The organism is Rhodococcus sp. SORGH_AS_0301, from assembly GCF_030818285.1.
Lineage (GTDB): Bacteria > Actinomycetota > Actinomycetes > Mycobacteriales > Mycobacteriaceae > Rhodococcoides.
Genome location: NZ_JAUTAC010000002.1, coordinates 3534366 through 3553219, shown reverse-complemented (window position 1 = coordinate 3553219; position 18854 = coordinate 3534366). Strand labels below are relative to the sequence as shown.

General features: G+C 69.2%; 18 protein-coding genes and 1 riboswitch. Of the genes, 16 read left to right on the top strand and 2 right to left on the bottom strand.

Annotated features, from left to right (window positions below; genetic code table 11):
- The first annotated feature begins 122 nt into the window (after positions 1-122).
- The gene (locus tag QE397_RS17335) at positions 123-869 is read left to right on the top strand and encodes a GAF and ANTAR domain-containing protein (RefSeq protein ID WP_307096334.1); all 747 of its coding nucleotides are present in this window, start codon (positions 123-125) and stop codon (positions 867-869) included.
- Here the strand turns inward: QE397_RS17335 and QE397_RS17330 are convergent.
- Positions 854-1585, bottom strand: a complete 732-nt coding sequence (locus QE397_RS17330) for a TetR/AcrR family transcriptional regulator (protein ID WP_373425301.1) — start codon at positions 1583-1585, stop codon at positions 854-856. The genes QE397_RS17335 and QE397_RS17330 overlap by 16 nt on opposite strands.
- A 79-nt stretch (positions 1586-1664) precedes the next feature.
- Between QE397_RS17330 and bluB the strand changes: the two genes are divergently transcribed.
- The 8 genes from bluB to atzF all read left to right on the top strand — a co-directional run bounded on the left by bluB (position 1665) and on the right by atzF (position 11265).
- Positions 1665-2312, top strand: a complete 648-nt coding sequence (gene bluB, locus QE397_RS17325) for a 5,6-dimethylbenzimidazole synthase (RefSeq protein WP_307096330.1) — start codon at positions 1665-1667, stop codon at positions 2310-2312.
- Positions 2313-2321: 9 nt separating this feature from the next.
- Positions 2322-3668, top strand: coding sequence for a putative nucleotidyltransferase substrate binding domain-containing protein (locus QE397_RS17320; protein ID WP_307096328.1), 1347 nt, complete (start codon positions 2322-2324; stop codon positions 3666-3668).
- Positions 3665-4489, top strand: a complete 825-nt coding sequence (locus tag QE397_RS17315; protein ID WP_307096326.1) for a Fic family protein — start codon at positions 3665-3667, stop codon at positions 4487-4489. Before QE397_RS17320 ends, QE397_RS17315 begins: the two co-directional genes overlap by 4 nt.
- Before the next feature lie 102 nt (positions 4490-4591).
- Positions 4592-6145: an amino acid permease gene (locus QE397_RS17310; RefSeq protein ID WP_307096324.1), complete on the top strand. Its 1554-nt coding sequence runs from the start codon at positions 4592-4594 to the stop codon at positions 6143-6145.
- Positions 6142-6963 (top strand): urea amidolyase associated protein UAAP1, encoded by an 822-nt coding sequence (locus QE397_RS17305; protein WP_307096323.1) that lies wholly within the window; start codon positions 6142-6144, stop codon positions 6961-6963. The genes QE397_RS17310 and QE397_RS17305 overlap by 4 nt, the downstream gene beginning before the upstream one ends.
- Entirely contained in the window at positions 6960-7604 is a 645-nt protein-coding gene (locus QE397_RS17300; protein WP_307096321.1) for an urea amidolyase associated protein UAAP2, read from the top strand. Before QE397_RS17305 ends, QE397_RS17300 begins: the two co-directional genes overlap by 4 nt.
- A complete protein-coding gene (locus tag QE397_RS17295; RefSeq protein ID WP_307096319.1) occupies positions 7601-9592 on the top strand; it encodes a 5-oxoprolinase/urea amidolyase family protein in 1992 nt (663 codons plus the stop codon). The genes QE397_RS17300 and QE397_RS17295 overlap by 4 nt, the downstream gene beginning before the upstream one ends.
- Positions 9592-11265 (top strand): allophanate hydrolase, encoded by a 1674-nt coding sequence (atzF, locus tag QE397_RS17290; protein WP_307096317.1) that lies wholly within the window; start codon positions 9592-9594, stop codon positions 11263-11265. Before QE397_RS17295 ends, atzF begins: the two co-directional genes overlap by 1 nt.
- 30 nt (positions 11266-11295) lie before the next feature.
- Here the strand turns inward: atzF and QE397_RS17285 are convergent, their stop codons facing one another.
- A complete protein-coding gene (locus tag QE397_RS17285) occupies positions 11296-11979 on the bottom strand; it encodes a TIGR00266 family protein (RefSeq protein WP_307096315.1) in 684 nt (227 codons plus the stop codon).
- Positions 11980-12090: 111 nt separating this feature from the next.
- Here QE397_RS17285 and QE397_RS17280 point away from each other — a divergent pair, with 111 nt between their 5' ends.
- From QE397_RS17280 to QE397_RS17250, 7 genes are all read left to right on the top strand, one after another.
- On the top strand, positions 12091-14010 hold the full coding sequence (locus QE397_RS17280; protein ID WP_373425251.1) for a hypothetical protein: 1920 nt from the start codon (positions 12091-12093) through the stop codon (positions 14008-14010).
- Positions 14007-14195 carry a hypothetical protein gene (locus tag QE397_RS17275; RefSeq protein WP_222650715.1) on the top strand — a complete coding sequence of 63 codons (189 nt, stop codon included), beginning with the start codon at positions 14007-14009 and terminating at the stop codon, positions 14193-14195. Before QE397_RS17280 ends, QE397_RS17275 begins: the two co-directional genes overlap by 4 nt.
- 32 nt (positions 14196-14227) lie before the next feature.
- A complete protein-coding gene (locus QE397_RS17270; protein ID WP_307096310.1) occupies positions 14228-14638 on the top strand; it encodes a hypothetical protein in 411 nt (136 codons plus the stop codon).
- Positions 14635-15933, top strand: coding sequence for a hypothetical protein (locus tag QE397_RS17265; RefSeq protein WP_307096309.1), 1299 nt, complete (start codon positions 14635-14637; stop codon positions 15931-15933). The genes QE397_RS17270 and QE397_RS17265 overlap by 4 nt, the downstream gene beginning before the upstream one ends.
- A gap of 83 nt (positions 15934-16016) precedes the next feature.
- Positions 16017-18041: a CocE/NonD family hydrolase gene (locus QE397_RS17260; protein ID WP_307096307.1), complete on the top strand. Its 2025-nt coding sequence runs from the start codon at positions 16017-16019 to the stop codon at positions 18039-18041.
- A 70-nt stretch (positions 18042-18111) separates the two neighbouring features.
- Positions 18112-18270: a hypothetical protein gene (locus QE397_RS17255; RefSeq protein WP_155957071.1), complete on the top strand. Its 159-nt coding sequence runs from the start codon at positions 18112-18114 to the stop codon at positions 18268-18270.
- Positions 18271-18376: 106 nt separating this feature from the next.
- Positions 18377-18703 (top strand): hypothetical protein, encoded by a 327-nt coding sequence (locus QE397_RS17250; protein ID WP_222646710.1) that lies wholly within the window; start codon positions 18377-18379, stop codon positions 18701-18703.
- A riboswitch (cobalamin riboswitch) is annotated at positions 18695-18814 on the top strand. Its footprint overlaps the gene before it by 9 nt.
- Positions 18815-18854: the final 40 nt, after the last annotated feature.

Below are 18854 nucleotides of genomic sequence, written 5' to 3'. Positions count from 1 at the left end.
CGATACCCCGCCCGGCGTCCAGCAGTAGGCGTCGGCACTGGTGGGTGTCGCCTTTTGTCGTCCGGTCCGCGACGACCGAGTGACGACGGATGATGAGAGAACCGAAGGGATCAGCACCACACATGAGCAACGACGGTCGGCCGCCGAGCTCCGAGCACCTCGATCTGGTGCGCACTCTGGCCGAGCTGGCGCGCGAGTTCGCCGGGTCGCGCCAGGTCCGGACGATCGACGAGGTTCTCGATCACGTCCTCGCGGTGTCGGTCGATCTGATCGACGCCGCGGATCACGCGTCGGTGCGGCTGGCGGCCGAGGTATCGGGGCCTGCGGAGCCCAGCCGCACGAGCAGCGACATCGCGGCCGCACTCGACCGGGTGCAGAGGCGACCGGGGGACGGACCGACCGTCGATCTCCTGCATCGGTCCTTCGAGGCGGACGTGGACCTCGCTGCCGTCGTCGCCGGTCCGGTGCATCGTTGGCCCGGTCTGGCGGAGGTGGCCGACGCCGTCGGTGTCCGCGCGCTGGCCGCCGTACCGCTGGCGATGCACGAGCGCACGCTGGGAGTGCTCACGCTGTACTCGTCGTCGACCGCGGCGTTCGACGAGGACAGCCTGACCGTGGCGACGGCGATCGCGGCGCACGCCGCCATCGCGGTGCAGAGTCTGCAGAAGGAAGCGCAGTTCCGGTCCGGTCTCGCGTCCCGCGACATCATCGGTCAGGCCAAGGGCATGCTGATGGAGCGGTTCGAGGTGGATTCGGTCCAGGCGTTCGAGATGCTCTCGAAGTTGTCGCAGAACAACAACCGACCGCTGCACAAGCTTGCCGCGGACATCGTCGAGGCCGGAGCCAAGCTGCGCTACCCGTCCACCTGAGGCAGGGTCGCGGCGAGTCGGTCGAGCAGAGCCTCGAGCGCTTTCTCGAACTCGGGCAGGCCGAGATCGCGCGCCAGCTCCGCCTTCATCCGCACCACGGTGGGGAACTCTGTCGGGTCGATGTCGTCTCCGGGCTGAGCGGTGGCGCGGGGATCGTCGGGATCGTTGCGGTCCGTCGGACCGATCGAGACTCCCTGCGCCGAGACCTCGAGCAACAGCTGTCCGAGCAGGAAACTCGTGTACGAGCGGTAGGCGGCAGCCGCGGCCGCGTCGTCGAATCCCCATTCCTTCAGGCTGGAGAGGAAGTTCTCGAGCCACCGCACGCTGCGGAGTGGGGGCCGCACCCACGGCGCGCTGTTCGGCCGGGTCGCGATGAGCGGGAACACCTCGGGATGTTCGAGCGCCATCCGTCGCACGCCGTGCGCCAGCCGCTGCAGGTAGTCCTGCCAGCTCGAGGCGCCCTTCATCAGCACCTGCGGGTCGCTGCCCAGATCGTCGATGACCTGGTCGACGATGCCGTCGAGCAGTTCTTCCTTGCCGCCGAAGTAGTGGTAGAGCGCCATCGCCTCGACGCCGAGACGCCCGCCGAGTCGGCGCATCGTCAGATCCCGCGCGCCGTTGTCGTCGATGAAGGCGATGCCCGCGCGCAGGATGACGGCGCGGGTGAGCTGACCTCTACCGGGCGGTGGCGTGGTGCCGGGTGTCGAACCCACGATGAAACGACCCCCCCGTTGTCTCGAGACTCGGACGCACCGAGTGGTGTCGACACTAGGCGTGTTCTGGCACGGTCACCACATGAGCACCGAGCGCCTGTCCGTGTACGACGCCATCGCCGCACGTCGGGACGTCCGCAGTGAGTTCAGCGGTGAGGTGGTGGACGACGCCGTCCTCACCAGGATCCTCACCGCCGCCCACCGGGCACCGAGCGTCGGGAACACCCAGCCGTGGGACTTCGTGATCGTCCGACACCCCGAGACGCTGGGGCGATTCGCCGCGCACGTGGCGCAGTGCCGCGCCGACTTCGCGGCATCACTGCCCGCCGACCGCGCCGAGACCTTCGACCCGATCCGCGTCGAGGGAATCGAGACCAGTGGCACCGGCATCGTCGTGACGTACGACGACTCCCGCGGTGGTGAGCACGTCCTGGGCCGGGCCACGGTGCGGGACACGGGCCTGCTCTCCGTGGCCCTCGCTATCGAGAACCTCTGGCTCGCAGCGGTGTCCGAGGGCGTCGGCGTCGGGTGGGTGTCGTTCTACGACGAGGCGGTGCTGCGGGACATCATCGGCCTGGCCGGCGACGACGCCGTGCGGCCCGTCGCGTGGCTGTGTGTCGGGCCGGTGACGGAGTTCCAGCAGATTCCGGACCTCGAGCGGTTCGGGTGGCGTCCGCGTCGGCCCCTGTCCGACGCCGTGCACCGGGAACAGTGGAGCCGTCGGGGTTAACGTGGCCGGGTGACCTCCTCGCGTCGGCGTTCCCCGGTGAGCGCGCTGACGCGTCGCGGTGTCCCGATCGGTAGAGCCGACATCACCGTCGCGGAGGCGGCCGACGCGATGACCCGGGCGCGGTCGAGCACCCTCGTCGTGCAGTGCCCGGGCTCGGTGTGGGGCGTGGTGACCGACGGCGACCTCCGTCGACGCGTGATCGCCGCGGGCCTGAGCACCGCGGCGCCGGTGTCGGCCGTCGCGTCCGTTCCTGCCGTCACTGTCGACGCCGAGGTGCCCGTCGCGGAGGCGGCCGCCCTCGCGCTCACTGCGGGTGTCCGCCGACTGGTGGTGCTGGATGCGAGTGGGGGCGTGCTCGGCATCGCCCTCGAACAGGATCTGCTCTCGCCGGCGCTGCGTGCGGGCACAGCGCTGCGCACCGCGGTGGAGCGCTCGGCGAGTGTCGACGATCTGGTCGAGGCGTGCGGGCGGCTTGCCTCGGTGACGTTGTCGCTGAACGATTCCCGCGTCCCGTCGGCCGACGTGACGGCAGTGCGATCGTCCGTGGTGACGGCCACCGTGCGCCGGGCCGCCGAACTGCTGGGCGACGACGCGTCCACCTGGCTGGTCTCCGGAAGCGTCGCTCGACGCGAATCGGTCCCGTCGTCCGATGTCGAGACGGCGCGGGTGGGCGGCCCGTCCTCGATGGGGTCGGACGTGCACGCCGTACTCGAACGCTGCGGTCTCGCAGCCGATCCCCATCACGCGAGTGCCGCGTCGCCGCGCTTCGTGCGGACGGTCGACGAGTGGTCCGACGCGGTGGCGGGCTGGGTGGCCGATCCGTACGAGGACACCGGTGTGGTGATGCTCTCGCTCGCGCTCGATACGCGTCCGGTGGTGCCTGGCGGATGGACACCGGCGGAGCCCGCGCGCGCCGCGCTGGCCGACGCCGCTCACTCGCGACTGCTGATGTTGCGTGAGGCGACGACGGTCAAGGCGCGGGTGACGCTGCGGGACAAGCTCTTCCGTCGTGCGGACACGATGGACGTGAAGGCGGGGATCCTGACTCCCATCGTGGACATCGCGCGCTGGGCCGGTGTCTCCGCCGGGCACGACGCCGTGGGCACGCCGGCTCGGCTCGAGCACGGTGCTCGCGCGCAGGTGCTGTCCGAGGACGACGCCGCGGTGCTCGCGGAATCGTTCGACGTCGTCCAGCGCATCCGGCTGCGGCACCAGTGCGAGGCACTGCGCGACGGCCGCCCCGTCGACGACCTGGTGCGCCCGTCGGACCTCACGCCCCTCGACCGGAGCCTGCTCGACGCGGCTGCGCGGGAAGTGGCGGGCGTGCAACGGGCCTCGGCGTACCTGGCTCGATGAGGCCGTCCGAGGAACATCCCGACACCTTCGCCGGGCTCACCCCGGAGCAGTGCCACGCCGTCGATCAGGCCGTCGCCGCCGAACGGCTCGAGGGATGGCGTCCCACGCCGGCGGACCTCGCACTCCTCGTCGCCGATTGTCGCGGCGAGACGGTGCTGCCGTCGGTGCGCGAGGGGCTCGTCGGCGACGGACCGAAGCGTGAATCACGCTGGGCGGCACTGCGTCCGCGGCACACCCCGTACCTGCTGCCCGGGTCGACGACGCTGCGCAACGTGCTGGGCATCGTCGACGCGGCCGCGTTGCACCGCGCGGAGAGCATCCTCACCGCACTCCGTCTGGTCCGCTGTCACACCGGGCGGGCCGACCTCGGGGGCGCCGTCGGTGTGCACCGCCTGCTGAGCGTGCACCGCTACGTCTTCCAGGACGTCTACGTGTGGGCAGGCGACGTGCGCACCGTGGAACTGTCGAAGAACAGCACCGCGTTCGCGAGGTGCTCCGTCGTGTGGGACGGCCTCATGGGCGTGCACGAGACCATCCTGAGCGCCGACTGGGCGGCCGCCGACCGGGGGGAGCTCGCGTACCTCCTGAGCCGCACCTACGCCGACCTCAATCAGGTGCATCCCTTCCGTGAGGGCAACGGACGGGCCGCGACCATGCTGCTGCATCTGCTCGTCGCGCCGACCGGGTTCCGGCTGGATCTGACCGACGTCGAGCGGCGGGACTGGATCGCCGCATCGCAGGACTCGGCACCGTTCCGCCAGGCCGGCGCACCGTCCGCACGCCCCTTCCTTCCCCTCTTCCTGCGCGCCCTGAGCTCGTAACGCACTCGCAACATCTCGATACATCACGGACACCACCGCGGCCGCTGTGTCCGATTAACTATCACTCGACAGATACACCCCTCCCGTCGATGGAGAACACCCATGAGCCAGGCCGTGCTCCCACCCCCGTCGGACCGTCACGCGGACGGCGACTCCGACGATCTCCTCGAGTTCGGGTACGAACAACAGCTGCATCGCAAGCTGGGGAAGTTCGCGTCCTTCGCGGCGGGCTTCTCGTTCGTCTCGATCCTGACGACGATCTTCCAGCTGTTCGGCCTGGGCTTCAGCTTCGCCGGCCCGGCGTTCTTCTGGGCGTGGCCGGTGGTGTTCGTCGGCCAGTTCATGGTGGCGCTGTGCTTCGCCGAACTGGCCGCGCGCTACCCCATCTCCGGGGCCATCTACCAGTGGTCACGCCGCGTCGGCGGTGAGATCACCGGATGGTTCGCCGGATGGTTCATGATCATCGCGCAGATCGTGACGGCCTCCGCCGCCGCCATCGCACTGCAGGTGGTGCTGCCGAACGTCTGGAGCGGCTTCCAGATCGTCGGCACCGACACCGCACTGACCTCGTCGGACGGCGCCACCAACGCCGTCGTGCTGGGCACCGCGCTGCTGGTGATCACCACGACCATCAACTCCATCGGTGTCAATGCCATGGCGCGCATCAACTCGATCGGCGTGACCTGCGAGATCGTCGGTGTCATCGCGGTGATCGGCGTGTTCTTCACTCATGCTCAGCGCGGACCGGACGTCGTGTTCGACACCGGCGGCGTGCCCGTCGATTCCGGCTACATCGGGGCGTGGATCGTCTCGGGACTCATGGCCGCCTACGTCATGGTGGGATTCGGCTCCGCCGGCGAACTGGCCGAGGAGACGAAGAATCCCCGTCGGGTCGCTCCGCGCACCATCCGTCTCGCGCTGTCCGTCTCCGCGCTGGGCGGCGGGCTCATGATCATCGGTGCGCTCATGGCGGCACCCAGCCTCACCGACGGTGAACTCGCGACGCAGGGCCTGCCGTACGTGCTGAACTCCGTGCTCTCGTCCCCGTGGGGCACCGTGCTCCTGATCGACGTGGCCATCGCGATCCTCATCTGCACGTTGGCCATTCAGACTGCCGCGTCCCGGCTCATGTTCTCGATGGCCCGTGACGGCCGGCTTCCCGCGTCCCGTGTTCTCGGATCGGTCAACAAGACCACGGGCACGCCCATCGCCCCGGCCGTCGTCATCGGGCTGGGCTGCGTTCTGGTGCTCGTGGTCAACGTCGGCAACTCGGCGATCTTCTCCACCCTCGCCAGCGTGTGCATCGTGCTCATCTACCTCGCCTACATGATGGTCACCGTGCCGCTGCTCCTTCAGCGGCTGAAGGGCTGGCCCCGCAGCACCACCGGCGCCCCGAAGGTCGACTCCGAGGGCAAGCCGCTGTTCACGCTCGGCCGACTCGGACTGCCCGTCAACCTTGTCGCCGTCGTCTACGGCGCTGCCATGGTGGTCAACCTGTCCTGGCCGCGCCCCGAGATCTACGACCCCTCCGGCGATTTCCCGCTGCTGCGCTGGGCCGCGCCCCTCACCGTGCTGGCCGTCGTCGCCGTCGGTGCGCTGTGCTTCCCGCGCGGCAAGGCCCACCCCAACCCCGTCACCACAGGAGTGTCCGCATGACCGCCACCACCACAGCCGCCCGCGAGCACGCCCGGTCGCAGGCTCGGGAGATCACCGACTCGATGCCGGTGGTCCCACCCTCCCTGTGGCCGCACGAGGTTCCCGGAACCGATGCCGCGTCGCTCGTCTGGGCCGAGACCGTTCCCGGCGGGCGGTACACGACGAAGGTGCTCCAGCGCGGAACCCGAGTCCGGTTGCGCGACATCGACGGAGCGGCCTGCGCGCACGTCCTGCTGCACCGTGCCGACGCACCGTGGGAACGCCTCAACACCGCGGACACCGTCAAGGTGCCGTGGCAGGCGTACATGGGGGTGGGTCATCCGCTGCTGTCCGACCAGGGGCGGGTGCTCGCCACCGTGCTGGCCGACTCGTCCGGACACCACGACGCACTGTGCGGTACGTCGACGCTGCTCACCAACACCGCGAAGTACGGTGACGGCAGCGCGTACTCGGCGTCGCCCGCGGGCCGCGAGTTGCTGATCCTGGCCGCCCTGAAGAACGGCCTCGGTCCCCGCGACGTGCCGCCGACACTCAGCTTCTTCCACGGCGTCACCGTCGATCCCGACGGGGCCCTCCGCAGCACGGGTTCCGCGGGTGCCGGCCGCGAGGTCGACCTGATCCTGCACCTGCCGGTGATCGTGAGCATCGCCAACACGGCGCACCCGATCGATCCGTCGCCCACCTTCGACACCACGTCGCTCCAGGTGCTGGCCTGGCCGTCGCCGCAGGATCTCGACGCGCTGCCGAACACCGATCCCGAATACCTCCGTGCCGTCGCCAACACGGAGGACACGTACGCAGCAGGAGGCTCGAAATGACCGCAGCAGTACAGGAACTGGCCCTCGTCTCCGGCGAGGTGGTGCTCGACGAGGTCGCGCCTGCCCGCGGCCCGTGGTCCGCCGTCGTGCGCGCCGGCGACGTCCTCACCATCCTCGACCTGGAGGGCAACCAGGCCGTCGACACCCTGGTCTACGGCGCCGACGATCACACCGTCCGCTACAGCGCACCGGCCACCATGGTGGGTCGGGGCAACGTCTACCTCACCACGGGAACTGTTCTGCGCGACAGCGAGTCCCGGCCGATGATGACCATCGTCGCCGACGAGGTGGGCAATCACGACACGATCGGCGGTGCGTGCTCGCAGGAGTCGAACACGCTGCGCTACGGCCACCACACCAAGCACCAGCACGCGTGTGTCGAGAACTTCGTGCTCGAGGGGTCACGGTGGGGTCTGGGCAAGCGCGACATCGTCTCCAACATCAACTTCTTCATGAACGTCCCGGTCGACGCGGACGGCAGCCTGGGCATCGTCGACGGACTGTCCGCGCCGGGCAAGCGGATCGCGCTGCGCGCGGAGATCGACTCGCTGGTCCTGATCTCCAACTGCCCGCAGATCAACAACCCGTGCAACGGTTTCGACCCGACACCGGTTCGTCTGATCGTGACGCGGCCCGCATGAGCATCCGCGTCGAGCGCCCCGGCATGCTCACCACCATTCAGGACTGGCCCGGCCGGGTGGGGTACTGGAAGGTGGGAGTACCCCCGTCGGGGCCGATGGACGACCTGTCGCTGCGGTTGGCCAACGTCGCCGTCGGCAACCCGGAGGGAGCGCCGGCGCTCGAGACCACGATGAGCGGTCCCGCACTGCGTTTCGACGACGAGACCGTCGTGTGCGTCACCGGTGCGGACGCACCCGTCACGGTCGACGGCGAGCCCGCCGAGCGCTGGACTCCGATCACGGTGCCCGCGGGCGGGGTGCTCGACGTGGGTGCGGTGTCCGGGGCCGGTCTGCGGATGTACGTCGCGATCCGCGGCAGCGTCCTGGCCGAGGAGTACCTCGGCAGTGCGTCGACCTTCACGCTCGGGACGTTCGGCGGGCTCGACGGCCGTGTGCTGCAGGCGGGCGACGACCTCGCCCCGGCGGATCGCGCGACCGGCACGCCCGCACCCGTGCCGATGGAACACGTTCCGGCGCTGACGCACTCGTGGCAGCTCGCCGTCACGGAGGGCCCGCACGGAGCACCCGAGTTCTTCACCCGCTCCGACATGGACACCATTCTCGGCACCGACTACGAGGTGCACTTCAACTCCGATCGCACCGGCGTGCGGCTGGTCGGACCCCGCCCGGACTGGGCGCGCACCGACGGGGGAGAGGCGGGTCTGCACCCGTCCAACATCCACGACAACGCGTATTCGGTCGGGGCGCTGGACTTCACGGGCGACACCCCCATCCTGCTCGGTCCCGACGGCCCGAGCCTGGGCGGTTTCGTGTGCCCGGTGACGGTGGTCGCGGCCGATCGCTGGAAGCTCGGTCAGCTGCGCCCCGGCGACACGGTGCGCTTCGTCGCGCTCGAGGCCGCTGCGGCCGCCTCGAAGAACACGCTGGGCGTCGGCCGGCGCGCCGGCCTGCCCGTGGTGTTCTCGCGCGGCGGCGACGGTGACGACGGTGTCATCGCGCGCCGCGACGGTGCCACGCCGGTCACCTATCGACGCTCCGGTGACGACAACATCCTGGTCGAGTACGGCGAGATGTCCCTCGACCTCGCGCTGCGGGCCCGCGCGCACGCGCTGCACGAGGCCGTCGAGGCCATCGCTCCCGCCGGGTTGGTCGATCTGACGCCCGGTATCCGGTCGTTGCAGGTGAAGGTCGACCCCGATGTGCTGCCGACCTCGAAACTCCTCGATCTGCTGCTCGAGGCCGAGGACGCGCTGCCGGACACCTCCGAGCTCACGGTGCCCAGTCGGCATGTGCGGCTGCCGCTCTCGTGGGACGACCCGTCCACGCGCGAGGCGATCCAGCGCTACATGCACGGCGTACGCTCCGACGCGCCGTGGTGCCCGTGGAACATCGAGTTCATCCGCCGGATGAACGGGCTCGAGTCCGTCGACGACGTGTACGACACGGTCTTCGACGCCGAGTACATGGTGCTGGGCCTGGGCGACGTGTACCTCGGTGCGCCGGTGGCGACTCCGCTGGATCCACGGCACCGCCTCGTCACGACGAAGTACAACCCGGCCCGCACGTGGACACCGGAGAACGCCGTGGGGATCGGCGGCGCGTATCTGTGCATCTACGGCATGGAGGGACCCGGCGGCTACCAGTTCGTCGGTCGCACCACGCAGGTCTGGAACCACCGTCATCCTCTGACCACGAAGGGGTTCGAAGAGGGCACGCCCTGGCTGCTGCGCTTCTTCGACCGCATCTCCTGGTACCCCGTCAGCACCGAGGAACTCGCCGACATGCGCGCCGATCTCGCGGCCGGGCGCGGAGCGGGTGTCGAGATCACCGACGGCACCTTCTCTCTGGCCGACCACGACGAGTTCCTGGCCGACAACGACAGCTCCATCGCCGAGTTCCGCAAGAAGCAGGCCGAGGCGTTCGGCATAGAGCGCGATGCCTGGTCCGCGGCCGGCGAGTTCGCCCTCACCACAGCACAGGGAGCATGATGACGACCGCCACCGATCGAGTGTTGCTCGCGTACAAGCGTATTGCCGAGGTCGACCGCCCCGAAGTGTGGATCACGCTGCGCGACGAGGCGGACGTCCTCGCGGAGGCCGCCGGTCTGGACGAGAGCCTGCCGCTGTACGGGACCGTGCTCGCGGTCAAGGACAACATCGACGTCGCGGGTCTCTCGACGACGGCGGCGTGCCCCGAGTTCGCCCGTACCCCGGACGCCGATGCGACCGTGGTCGCGCGGCTCCGTGCCGCCGGCGCTCTGGTGCTGGGCAAGACCAATCTCGACCAGTTCGCCACCGGACTCGTGGGAACGCGCAGCCCGTACGGCGCGGTGCGGCACGCGCACGACCCCGAGAAGATCTCGGGCGGGTCGAGTTCCGGCTCCGCGACCGCGGTCGCGCTGGGCATCGTGGACATCGCCCTCGGAACGGACACGGCAGGGTCGGGCCGAGTTCCTGCGGCCTTCGCGTCCCTGGTGGGCATCAAGCCGACGCTGGGACTGGTGCCGAACACCGGCGTCGTCCCGGCGTGCGTGGACTACGACGCCGTGACGGTCTTCGCCCCCGATATCACCACGGCCACAGGCGCCATGGCGATCATGATCGGTGCGGACTCGGCGGATCCGCGGAGTCGTGCGTGGCCCGCGACGGTGCCGTTGTCGGCCCCGCCGCGCCCCCGTGTCGCCGTTCCACGCACCGAGGATCTCCGCGCGCTGTGCCCCGAGTACGCGGAGGCGTTCGAGCGCACGGTGTCGGGACTGGACGCTGTGGGGATCGACCACGAGATCGTCGACATCTCCGTCCTGCTGGACGCGGCCGTGCTGTTGTACGACGGGGCGATCGTCGCGCAGCGCTACGCGGCGGTCGGCGAGTTCCTGTCGACAACGCCCGAGCACGCCGACCCGACCGTCTCCCGCATCGTGCTGGGCGCGAAGGATCCGGCAGCGCACGCGTACGTCGACGACCTCTCGACGCTGCTGGCGGCCAAGGCGCACGCGGCGTCGATTCTCGACGGGCTCGACGGCCTGGTGCTGCCGACGACCACCGAGCACCCCACCATCGCTGCGGTACAGGCGGATCCGCTCGGCATCAACCGCAGGCTCGGCACGTTCACCAACTTCTGCAACCTTCTCGACATGGCGGCCGTCGCGGTGCCGGGTGCGCGCACGACGGCGGGGGATCCCTTCGGCGTCATGGTCGTGGGCCCCGCGTTCACCGATCAGGTACTGCTCGACATCGGCGCCGCGGTGGCGGATCAGGACACGGCGGTACTCGTGGAGGACGGCGTGGACGTGCTCGTCGTCGGCGCGCACCTGCGAGGGTTCCCGCTGAACGGTCAGCTGGTCGAGCGTGGTGCGCGGTTCGTCGGTGAGGTGAGCACCTCCGCCGACTACCGCCTGGTCGATCTGGGCACCACACCGCCCAAGCCCGGACTGGTGCGCGGCGGCAGCGCCTCCATCGCGGGCGAGCTGTATCGGATGGCCCCGGCGCACCTCGGCACGTTCCTGGCCGGGCTGCCCGCACCGATGGGCCTGGGATCGGTGACGCTGTCCGGCGGTCGGGAGGTGGTCGGTTTCATGTGCGCCGCCGATGCGGCGGAGGCGGGCACAGACATCACCGAGTTCGGCGGCTGGCGGGCCTACACCGCGAATAGTGGAGTCTGAACCCCGGATTCCGGGGTCTGAGTTCCACGATCAGCTCGAGCGTGGCCGGTTCTCGTCGATGAGTCGTTCGAGTTCGCGAGGGTTCCTGGTCTGCAGCAGGACGCGGCCCGGACCGGTGAAGTCGAACACCAGCCCCTCGCCGGACTTCAGCGTCTGCATCGTCTTCCCCTGTACCGCTCGACGCACGTCGAACGTCATCGCGAGGTGGTACGCCACCACGTGACCGGTGTCGATGGTGACGCGTTCCCGGGGACCGAGGTCCATGACGTCGATGGCGCCGTACACACCCAGCAGCACGTGCCCGCGTCCCGACGCCTTGTAGCCGAAGGCGCCCTGGCCGCCGAACATCTGCTTCATTCCGCCGAACTGCGGGTCGACGGTGACGTCGGGGGAGTTGCCGAGCCACGAACCGTGGCCCACGAACCACTCCTGCCCGTCGGCGACGTCGACGGTGATGACGTCGCCGGGGAGCTTGCCGGCCAGGTCGACCCAGCCGCCCTGGTCCGGTGCCGTGTACGTGGTGACGTAGAAGGATCCGGCGCTCAGCGCGCTGCGTTTGAGTCCGCCGAGGAATCCGCCCGGGGTGCTGCTCCGGATGTCCACACCGGCCGAACACGCGAGCATCGCCCCGCCCTCGGTGTTCAGCGATTCCCGTGGTGCGAGGCGGCATCGGGCGACGGTGTTGGAGGGGTTGTGCCGGAGTTCGACGTCCATGCGCAGACGATAGAGCAGCGACGACCGCCGCGCGCGGCACGTGAGAGTGCCCGAGAAATTACTTTCGGGTAGCTCTGGTGTTGACGCCCGGTTACAGACATAATCCGATGCGTGAACAATGTAGGTGTAACCTCGAGTAACCTGATCGCACAGGCGCCGGCCGGTGGCGGCGCCGCGCTCGATCAGGTCTTCGGCATGACCGCGGCAGCCGGTGTCATCTCGCTGTTCCTGTTGTATCTGGCTGTGATGCACCGGACGAGGCGCATCACGTGGCTGCAGCGCCTCGCGGACTACGCGGGCGAGAAGCTGCACCGCCCCGGGTGGGTGGCGCTGCCGCTTGTCATGTTCATCTCGACGATCCTCACCGCGTTCTTCGGCTTCATCTGGGACGTCAGCCTGCACATCGGACGTGGTCGCGACGAGGGCCCGTTGGCCAACCCGGCGCACTACTTCATCCTGGTGGGCCTGTTCTTCCTGTTCATCGCCGGTGCGCTGGCGATCATCCTGCCGCGCGACGAGAAGCCCGGTCCGGCAGCCATCAAGATCACCCGGACCTGGTATGCCCCCACCGGCGGCCTGCTCATCGCCGGCTCGGGCCTGTACGCGCTCATCGGCTTCCCGCTCGACGACATCTGGCACCGCATGTTCGGCCAGGACGTGACGCTGTGGGGACCGACGCACCTCATGCTCATCGGCGGGGCCGGGCTCTCGCTCGTCGGCGTGCTGCTGCTCGAGCACGAGGGTCGCGTCGCGATGGCCTCCACCGCCGTGACCACCGCCGCCACCGCCGGTGAGCCCGACGGCGAGACGAAGGCGGACCCGGCGCAGGCCGTCGACTCGCGCAAGCGCTCGATCATCACCTGGTTCATGCGCAGCTCCGCCTTCGGTGGTCTCGTCATCGGCCTGTCCGTCTTCCAGATCGAGTACGACTTCGGCGTCGAGCAGTTCCGCCTCGTCTTCCAGCCGCTGCTCATGACGGCTGCCGGCGCCTTCGCGCTCATCGCCGCCCGCCTGATGGTGGGCCGCGGATCCGCTCTGTTCGCCGTCGCCTTCGCCGCGGTGATCCGCGAGATCACCGCGCTGATCGTCGGTCCCGTCCTCGGTGAGCCGCACAGCGTGTTCACGCTCTACCTGGGCATGGCCGTGGTCGTCGAGATCATGGGTCTGACCACTCTCGTCCACCGCCGCCTCCTGTTCGGTGCCGTCACCGGTGTCGCCGTGGGCACCGTCGGCCTGTACCTGGAGTCCATGTGGGTCGACGCCGTCTTCCTCTACCCGTGGCCGAACAGCATGTGGGTCGAGGCGCTCGCCACCTGCATCCCCGCCGGCCTCGTCGTCGGTCTCACCGCGGGTCTCTTCGCGCAGGCGCTCAGCGGTGACGGACTCCCGCGTCCCGCCGTCCGGCGTTCCATCGTCGTCGCGATGGTGCTGGTGCTCGGCGGCAGCGTCGCCAACGGCTTGATGATCGACGTTCCGCAGGGCGCGAGCGCGACCGTGAGTCTCACCGACGCTCCCCGCGAGGACGGCTTCCGCATGGTCACCGCCACGGTGAGCATCGACCCGAGCGACCTGGTGTCCGACGATCCCGAGTGGGTCTCCATCCTCGCCTGGCAGGGCGCAGGCGACTCGCTGCACGGACTCGTCGTCGACAACCTCGAGCGCACCGGCCCGGGTGAGTACCGCTCCACGCGTGCGATGCCGGTCGACGGGACGTGGAAGACGTTCCTGCGCATCCAGGACGGCCGCACCATGGCCGGTGCGCCCATCTTCATGGCGGCGGACGAGGGCATCGGCGCCGAGGAGGTCCCCGCGACCACCGAGTTCACCCGCGAATTCCAGTACGAGACCAAGCTGCTGCAGCGCGAGCGCTCGTTCGACCACCCGGCGTGGCTGTTCACGGCGGCGTGCCTCGTGGTGCTGGCCTGCTCGCTGGCCCTCATCTGGTCGCTGTCCTGGGGCGCCGCGCGCATCAGCCTGGCCACCCCCGGCAACACCGCGACGAAGGGCAGCAAGGAGCGCAGTCGCGTATGACGCCCGATCCGAACGTGATCTACCTCGCGGATCACTCTGTCGTGCTGGCACTTCCGGCCGTCATCCCCGCAGTGCTCATCGCTCTCGTGGTGATCGTCATCGTCGTGCGCGACCGGCGGGCCGAGCGGGCGGAGAACGCCGAGAACGAGCTGAAGGACGCGAACGAGAGGGAGGGCACGGAGTGAGAGGGAAGGCCGGAGGCCGGTCGGCAATCGGCATGCGCGCAGTGGTAGTCGGGTTGGCAGCCTTGGCACTGGCGGGGTGCTCGCCGGCGGAGCCGGAGACCGAGGCGACGCCCGAGCAGGTCTCCTCGACACCGGCCACGTCCGTAGCGGCATCTGACGTCCCACGCATCACGCCCACCACCACGCTCGACGTCTCCATCGCGGGCGGTGAGGTCACCCCGGTCGACCAGCGTCTCGAGGGCAGGGTCGGCGAGGAGATCCTCGTGACCGTGTCCAGCGACGCGGAGGACGAGATCCACGTGCATTCCGTTCCGGAGCAAAGCTTCCCGGTGGCGGTCGGTGACGATCAGCAGTTCCGCTTCACGGTCGACGTGCCGGGCTCGGTCGACATCGAGTTGCACGAGGCCGACGTCACCGTGGCGACGGTGCTCGTCCGGTCGTGAGTAGCGAGCTCCTCGCGCACGGTCTCGGCGGGTCGACCGACCTGCCGATCCCGGTGACGTACGCCCTCATCGGCGGTGCCTGGGCGCTGGCAGCGTCCTTCGCGGTCCTGTTGCTGGCGTGGAAGACTCCGCGTCTGACGCCCGATCGACACCTGGTCCGGACGCCGCTGGCGCGACTCGTGGACGCTGCCGCGTTCCGGGGCGCCGTCGGCGCCGCGTCGGTGGCGCTGGCCGTGTGGGTCGGTGCGGCGTCGGTGCTGGGTCCGCAGGATGCATCCAACGCGCTGCTCGGCGTGTTCTACGTGCTGGTGTGGGTCGGGCTGGTCCCGGCATCGCTGGTCTTCGGGCCGGTGTGGCGCATCGTGTCCCCGGTTCGCGCGCTGTATCGCGTTCTGCCGCACGGCCGGCCGCGGACCCTGCCCGACGGCATCGGGGTGGTCCCGGCGGTGCTGGGCCTGCTGGCCTTCGTGTGGCTCGAACTGGCGTCGAGTGATCCCGGTTCGGTCGCCGCCGTGCGTACCTGGTGTCTGCTGTACGTGGTGATCCTGCTCGGCGGTGCCCTGATCTTCGGCGAGGAGTGGTTCGCGCGCGCGGATCCGTTCGAGGTGTTCAGCGACACCGTGGCGCGGTTGTCGATCCTGGCGCGCGACAGGGAGTCACGCGCCCTCGTGGTGCGCAACCCGCTCGACGGCGCCGCCACCCTCCCCGTACGACGCGGAACCGTCGCCGTGACGGCCGCGCTGCTCGGCTCCACCGCGTTCGACTCGCTGGCGCAGACGCCGAGTTGGAAGTCGTTCGCGCGTGACCTCGGTGACCCGGTGCTGATCCGCACGGCCGGCGTGCTGGCGTGTGTCGCACTGGTGGGCACCGTGTTCTGGCTCGCGGCGCGCACCACCGGCGGTGTGACGAGGGAGCGTCGCGCGCAGTTGCCCGGCTTGCTGGCGCACTCGCTGATCCCGATCGTCGTCGGGTACTTCTTCGCCCATTACCTCACCTATCTCGTAGAGAAAGGTCAGCAGAGCGTCTTCACGTTATTCGATCCGTTCGACCGAGGATGGAATCCGCTCGGCATCGCGGACGCGTCGGTGAACTACGCGTTGTCCTCGCACCCGTCGGTGGTCGCGTCCATCACGGTGCTGTGCGTGGTGATCGGGCACATCGTCGGAGTGACACTGGCGCACGACGCGGCTCTGCGGCTCCTACCGAAGAAGGATGCGCTGCTCGGCGAACTGGCACTGATGCTGGTGATGGTGCTGTACACCTTCCTCGGTCTCTTCTTGTTGTTCGGTGCATGAATGGTCGTTGACCTTTCCGTGACCGTAGGTTACCGTCCGATAGGTTAGTGGCGCCCATCACAGGGGAGGGTGCCGATCAGAGCATGGGGGCTCGTGTGCGGCGTCGTTCCACGGTCATCTCGGGCGTTCTCGTCGCCCTCCTCGTCGCATCCGGTACCGCGGTGCCGGCCACGGCGGATCCCACCGGCGGCGCGGACGCCGTCGCCTGGACCGCCGCGGCCGATGCGCCGCCGCACTACCCGCAGGTGGCCATCGACTGGGACGTCCCCATCACGATGAGTGACGGAACGGTGTTGCAGGCCAACATCTACCGGCCCGCCGATGCGTCCGGTCGCCCGGTGGAGACCGACCTCCCGACCGTCCTGAACATCACGCCGTACACCAAGCTCGTGGGCAACCTGATCGACTCGATCCAGCAGATCCCCGGAGTGAGCGAGCCGGTGCTCGACTTCCTCGCGAGCCTGAACTTCGCGGGTACGCCGTTCGACGGCATCACCGATCTCACGCAGGCGGTCGACGGCGGGGGCCTGCGCATCTTCGCCGTCAACCGAAACCTGGTCCAGAACGGCTACGCCCAGGTGATCGTCGATGCCCGCGGCACCGGGTTCTCGCAGGGCACGTGGGACGTGTTGGGTCCACGCGAGCAACAGGATTCGGCGGAGATTATCGACTGGACGTCCCGGCAGTCCTGGTCGGACGGTCAGGTCGGCATGTCGGGCATCTCCTACTCGGCCATCAACTCCGTGCAGGCCGCGGCGCTGCGTCCGCCGGCGCTCAAGGCCATCTTCCCGGTCGAGCCCGGCAACGACCTGCTGCGCGACATCGTGGGTACCGGCGGCGCGTTGGGTGTCGGGTTCATGCCGCTGTGGCTCACGTTGGTCAACGTGCTGAAGTTCGTCCCGAACGTGCAGTCGATCCTGCAGGGGCAGTTCGACACTCGGTGGCTCGCCGATCGATTGGCCGATCCGGCGATCCTGATCCCCGAACTCGCCAACGCCTTCACGGCGCCGACCATTGCCGACATCCGGCCCGAGACACTCGGTGTCGCGCAGGACGGCGAGTTCTACGCCGACCGTTCGGCGGATCTGTCGCAGATCGAGGTGCCCACCATGGTCTACGGCGGCTGGCACGACATCTTCACCAACAGCGAGCCGCGCATCTACAACGACATCCCGGTCGCGCCCGGACGCAAGCAGCTGATCATGGGCGACGGGTACCACGTCAATCCGGGCGCGGGCTTCGGACGCCCGGGCAATCCGCCGCGGCTCGATGCACTCGAACGCGCGTGGTTCGACCACTGGCTCAAGGGCGTCGACAACGGTGTCGAGAGGTACGGCCCCGTGACGCTGTTCCAGCAGGGCGGCGGGTGGACCACCACCGATCAGTTCCCCCGTGCCGGAGCGCAGTCGCAGCGCACCTACCTCTCCGCCGCCCCCAGCGGCACCGCCGGGCACAGCCTCCATGACGGCTCGCTGTCCTCGTCGCCGACGTCCGACACCGCGCGCCTCACCGTCGCGCCGGGCCTGCGCGGGGTCTGTTCCCGCGACGCCGCGGTCGGTACGGCGGGTGCGGCGGCGATCCTGGGGTCCGTGTGCACGAAGGACTCCCGGTTCAACGAGGCCGAGGCGCTGACGTTCACCAGCGCGCCGGCCGAGAAGCCCACCCAGATCTCGGGTGCCACCAACCTGCATCTCAACACGGTGCTCGATCGGCCCGACGGCTTCTGGGCCGCGACGATGAACGACGTCGCGCCGGACGGCACGTCCACCCCGATCAGCCACGGCGCTCTCACCGCATCGCTGCGCCAGATCGACGAGGCGAAGAGCACCCGCTCGGCCAACGGCGACTACGTCGACGCGAAGCCGGCGCTCACGCTCGCGAGCCGGCAGCCGCTCGTGCCCGGCGTCCCGACCACGGTGGACATCAACCTGCTCCCCACGGATGCCGTGATCGCGCCGGGCCACCGGATCCGCATCGACGTCTACGCCGCCAGCGTGCCGCGCTACCTGCCCCTGGGGCCGATGCTCGTCGACTCCGCGCTGGCACCCCAGCACGTGCAACTCGACCCCGCGAACCCCAGCTTCGTGAACATTCCGTATGTGAGCTGAGCGGATACCGTGACCATGTCGCGTCCTCGCAGGCGGTTCGGTGGCCGGTCTCGGTGGAACACTTCGTGACATGTGGTGGTTCGTCATCGGCTTCGTGGCCGTCTGGATGGTGGTGTCGGTCGTTCTCGGCGTCCGAGTCGGCCATGCCATTCATGTGGCCGACGTCGAGGAGGATGTCGAGCACGCGCACGACGTCGACGGTGACGCGCCACTCGCTCCCACGAGGTGATGGGGACCGAGATCGAATTGTGATAAATCCCGACAATCCTCGCCGACATGTGTGACGAAAGCCGGGTGTGAGACTCCCTGGATTCGGTCGCTCCCACTCGGCACCCATGGTCGTTCCGGCTCCCGGTGCCGTGCTCACCTTCACCGGCCCGGTCTCTCTCCTGATCGAGCTCGCGGACTCCAGACCGCGGTTCGTCGACATCGGGTACGTCGATGTCGCAGGCCAGAAGGCTCGGCGGAGCGTTCTGGTCGACACGTTGTGGCCCGAGGAGGACCGGTTTCGCATCGAGTTCTCCGACAGGTCGGTTCCGGACATGGTCGTGGGTGCGGACGAGGACGTCACGTTTCACGTCGTGGACATCGATCGGCCGGACCTCGCGCAGTTCGGCGAGGACGGGTACGTGGTGCGGATGGAGCCGCGCGGAATAGAGTGACCCTCGAACAGTCGTTCAGCGAGGGAACCCGGTGCGATTCCGGGACTGGCGCGCAACGGTGACGAGCTTCGGCTCGAAGTCCGATCGCTTGCTGTCCGGCACCACCCTCGAAGCTCCGCGCACGGGCTCCCAGCAGGACGGCACAACCGAA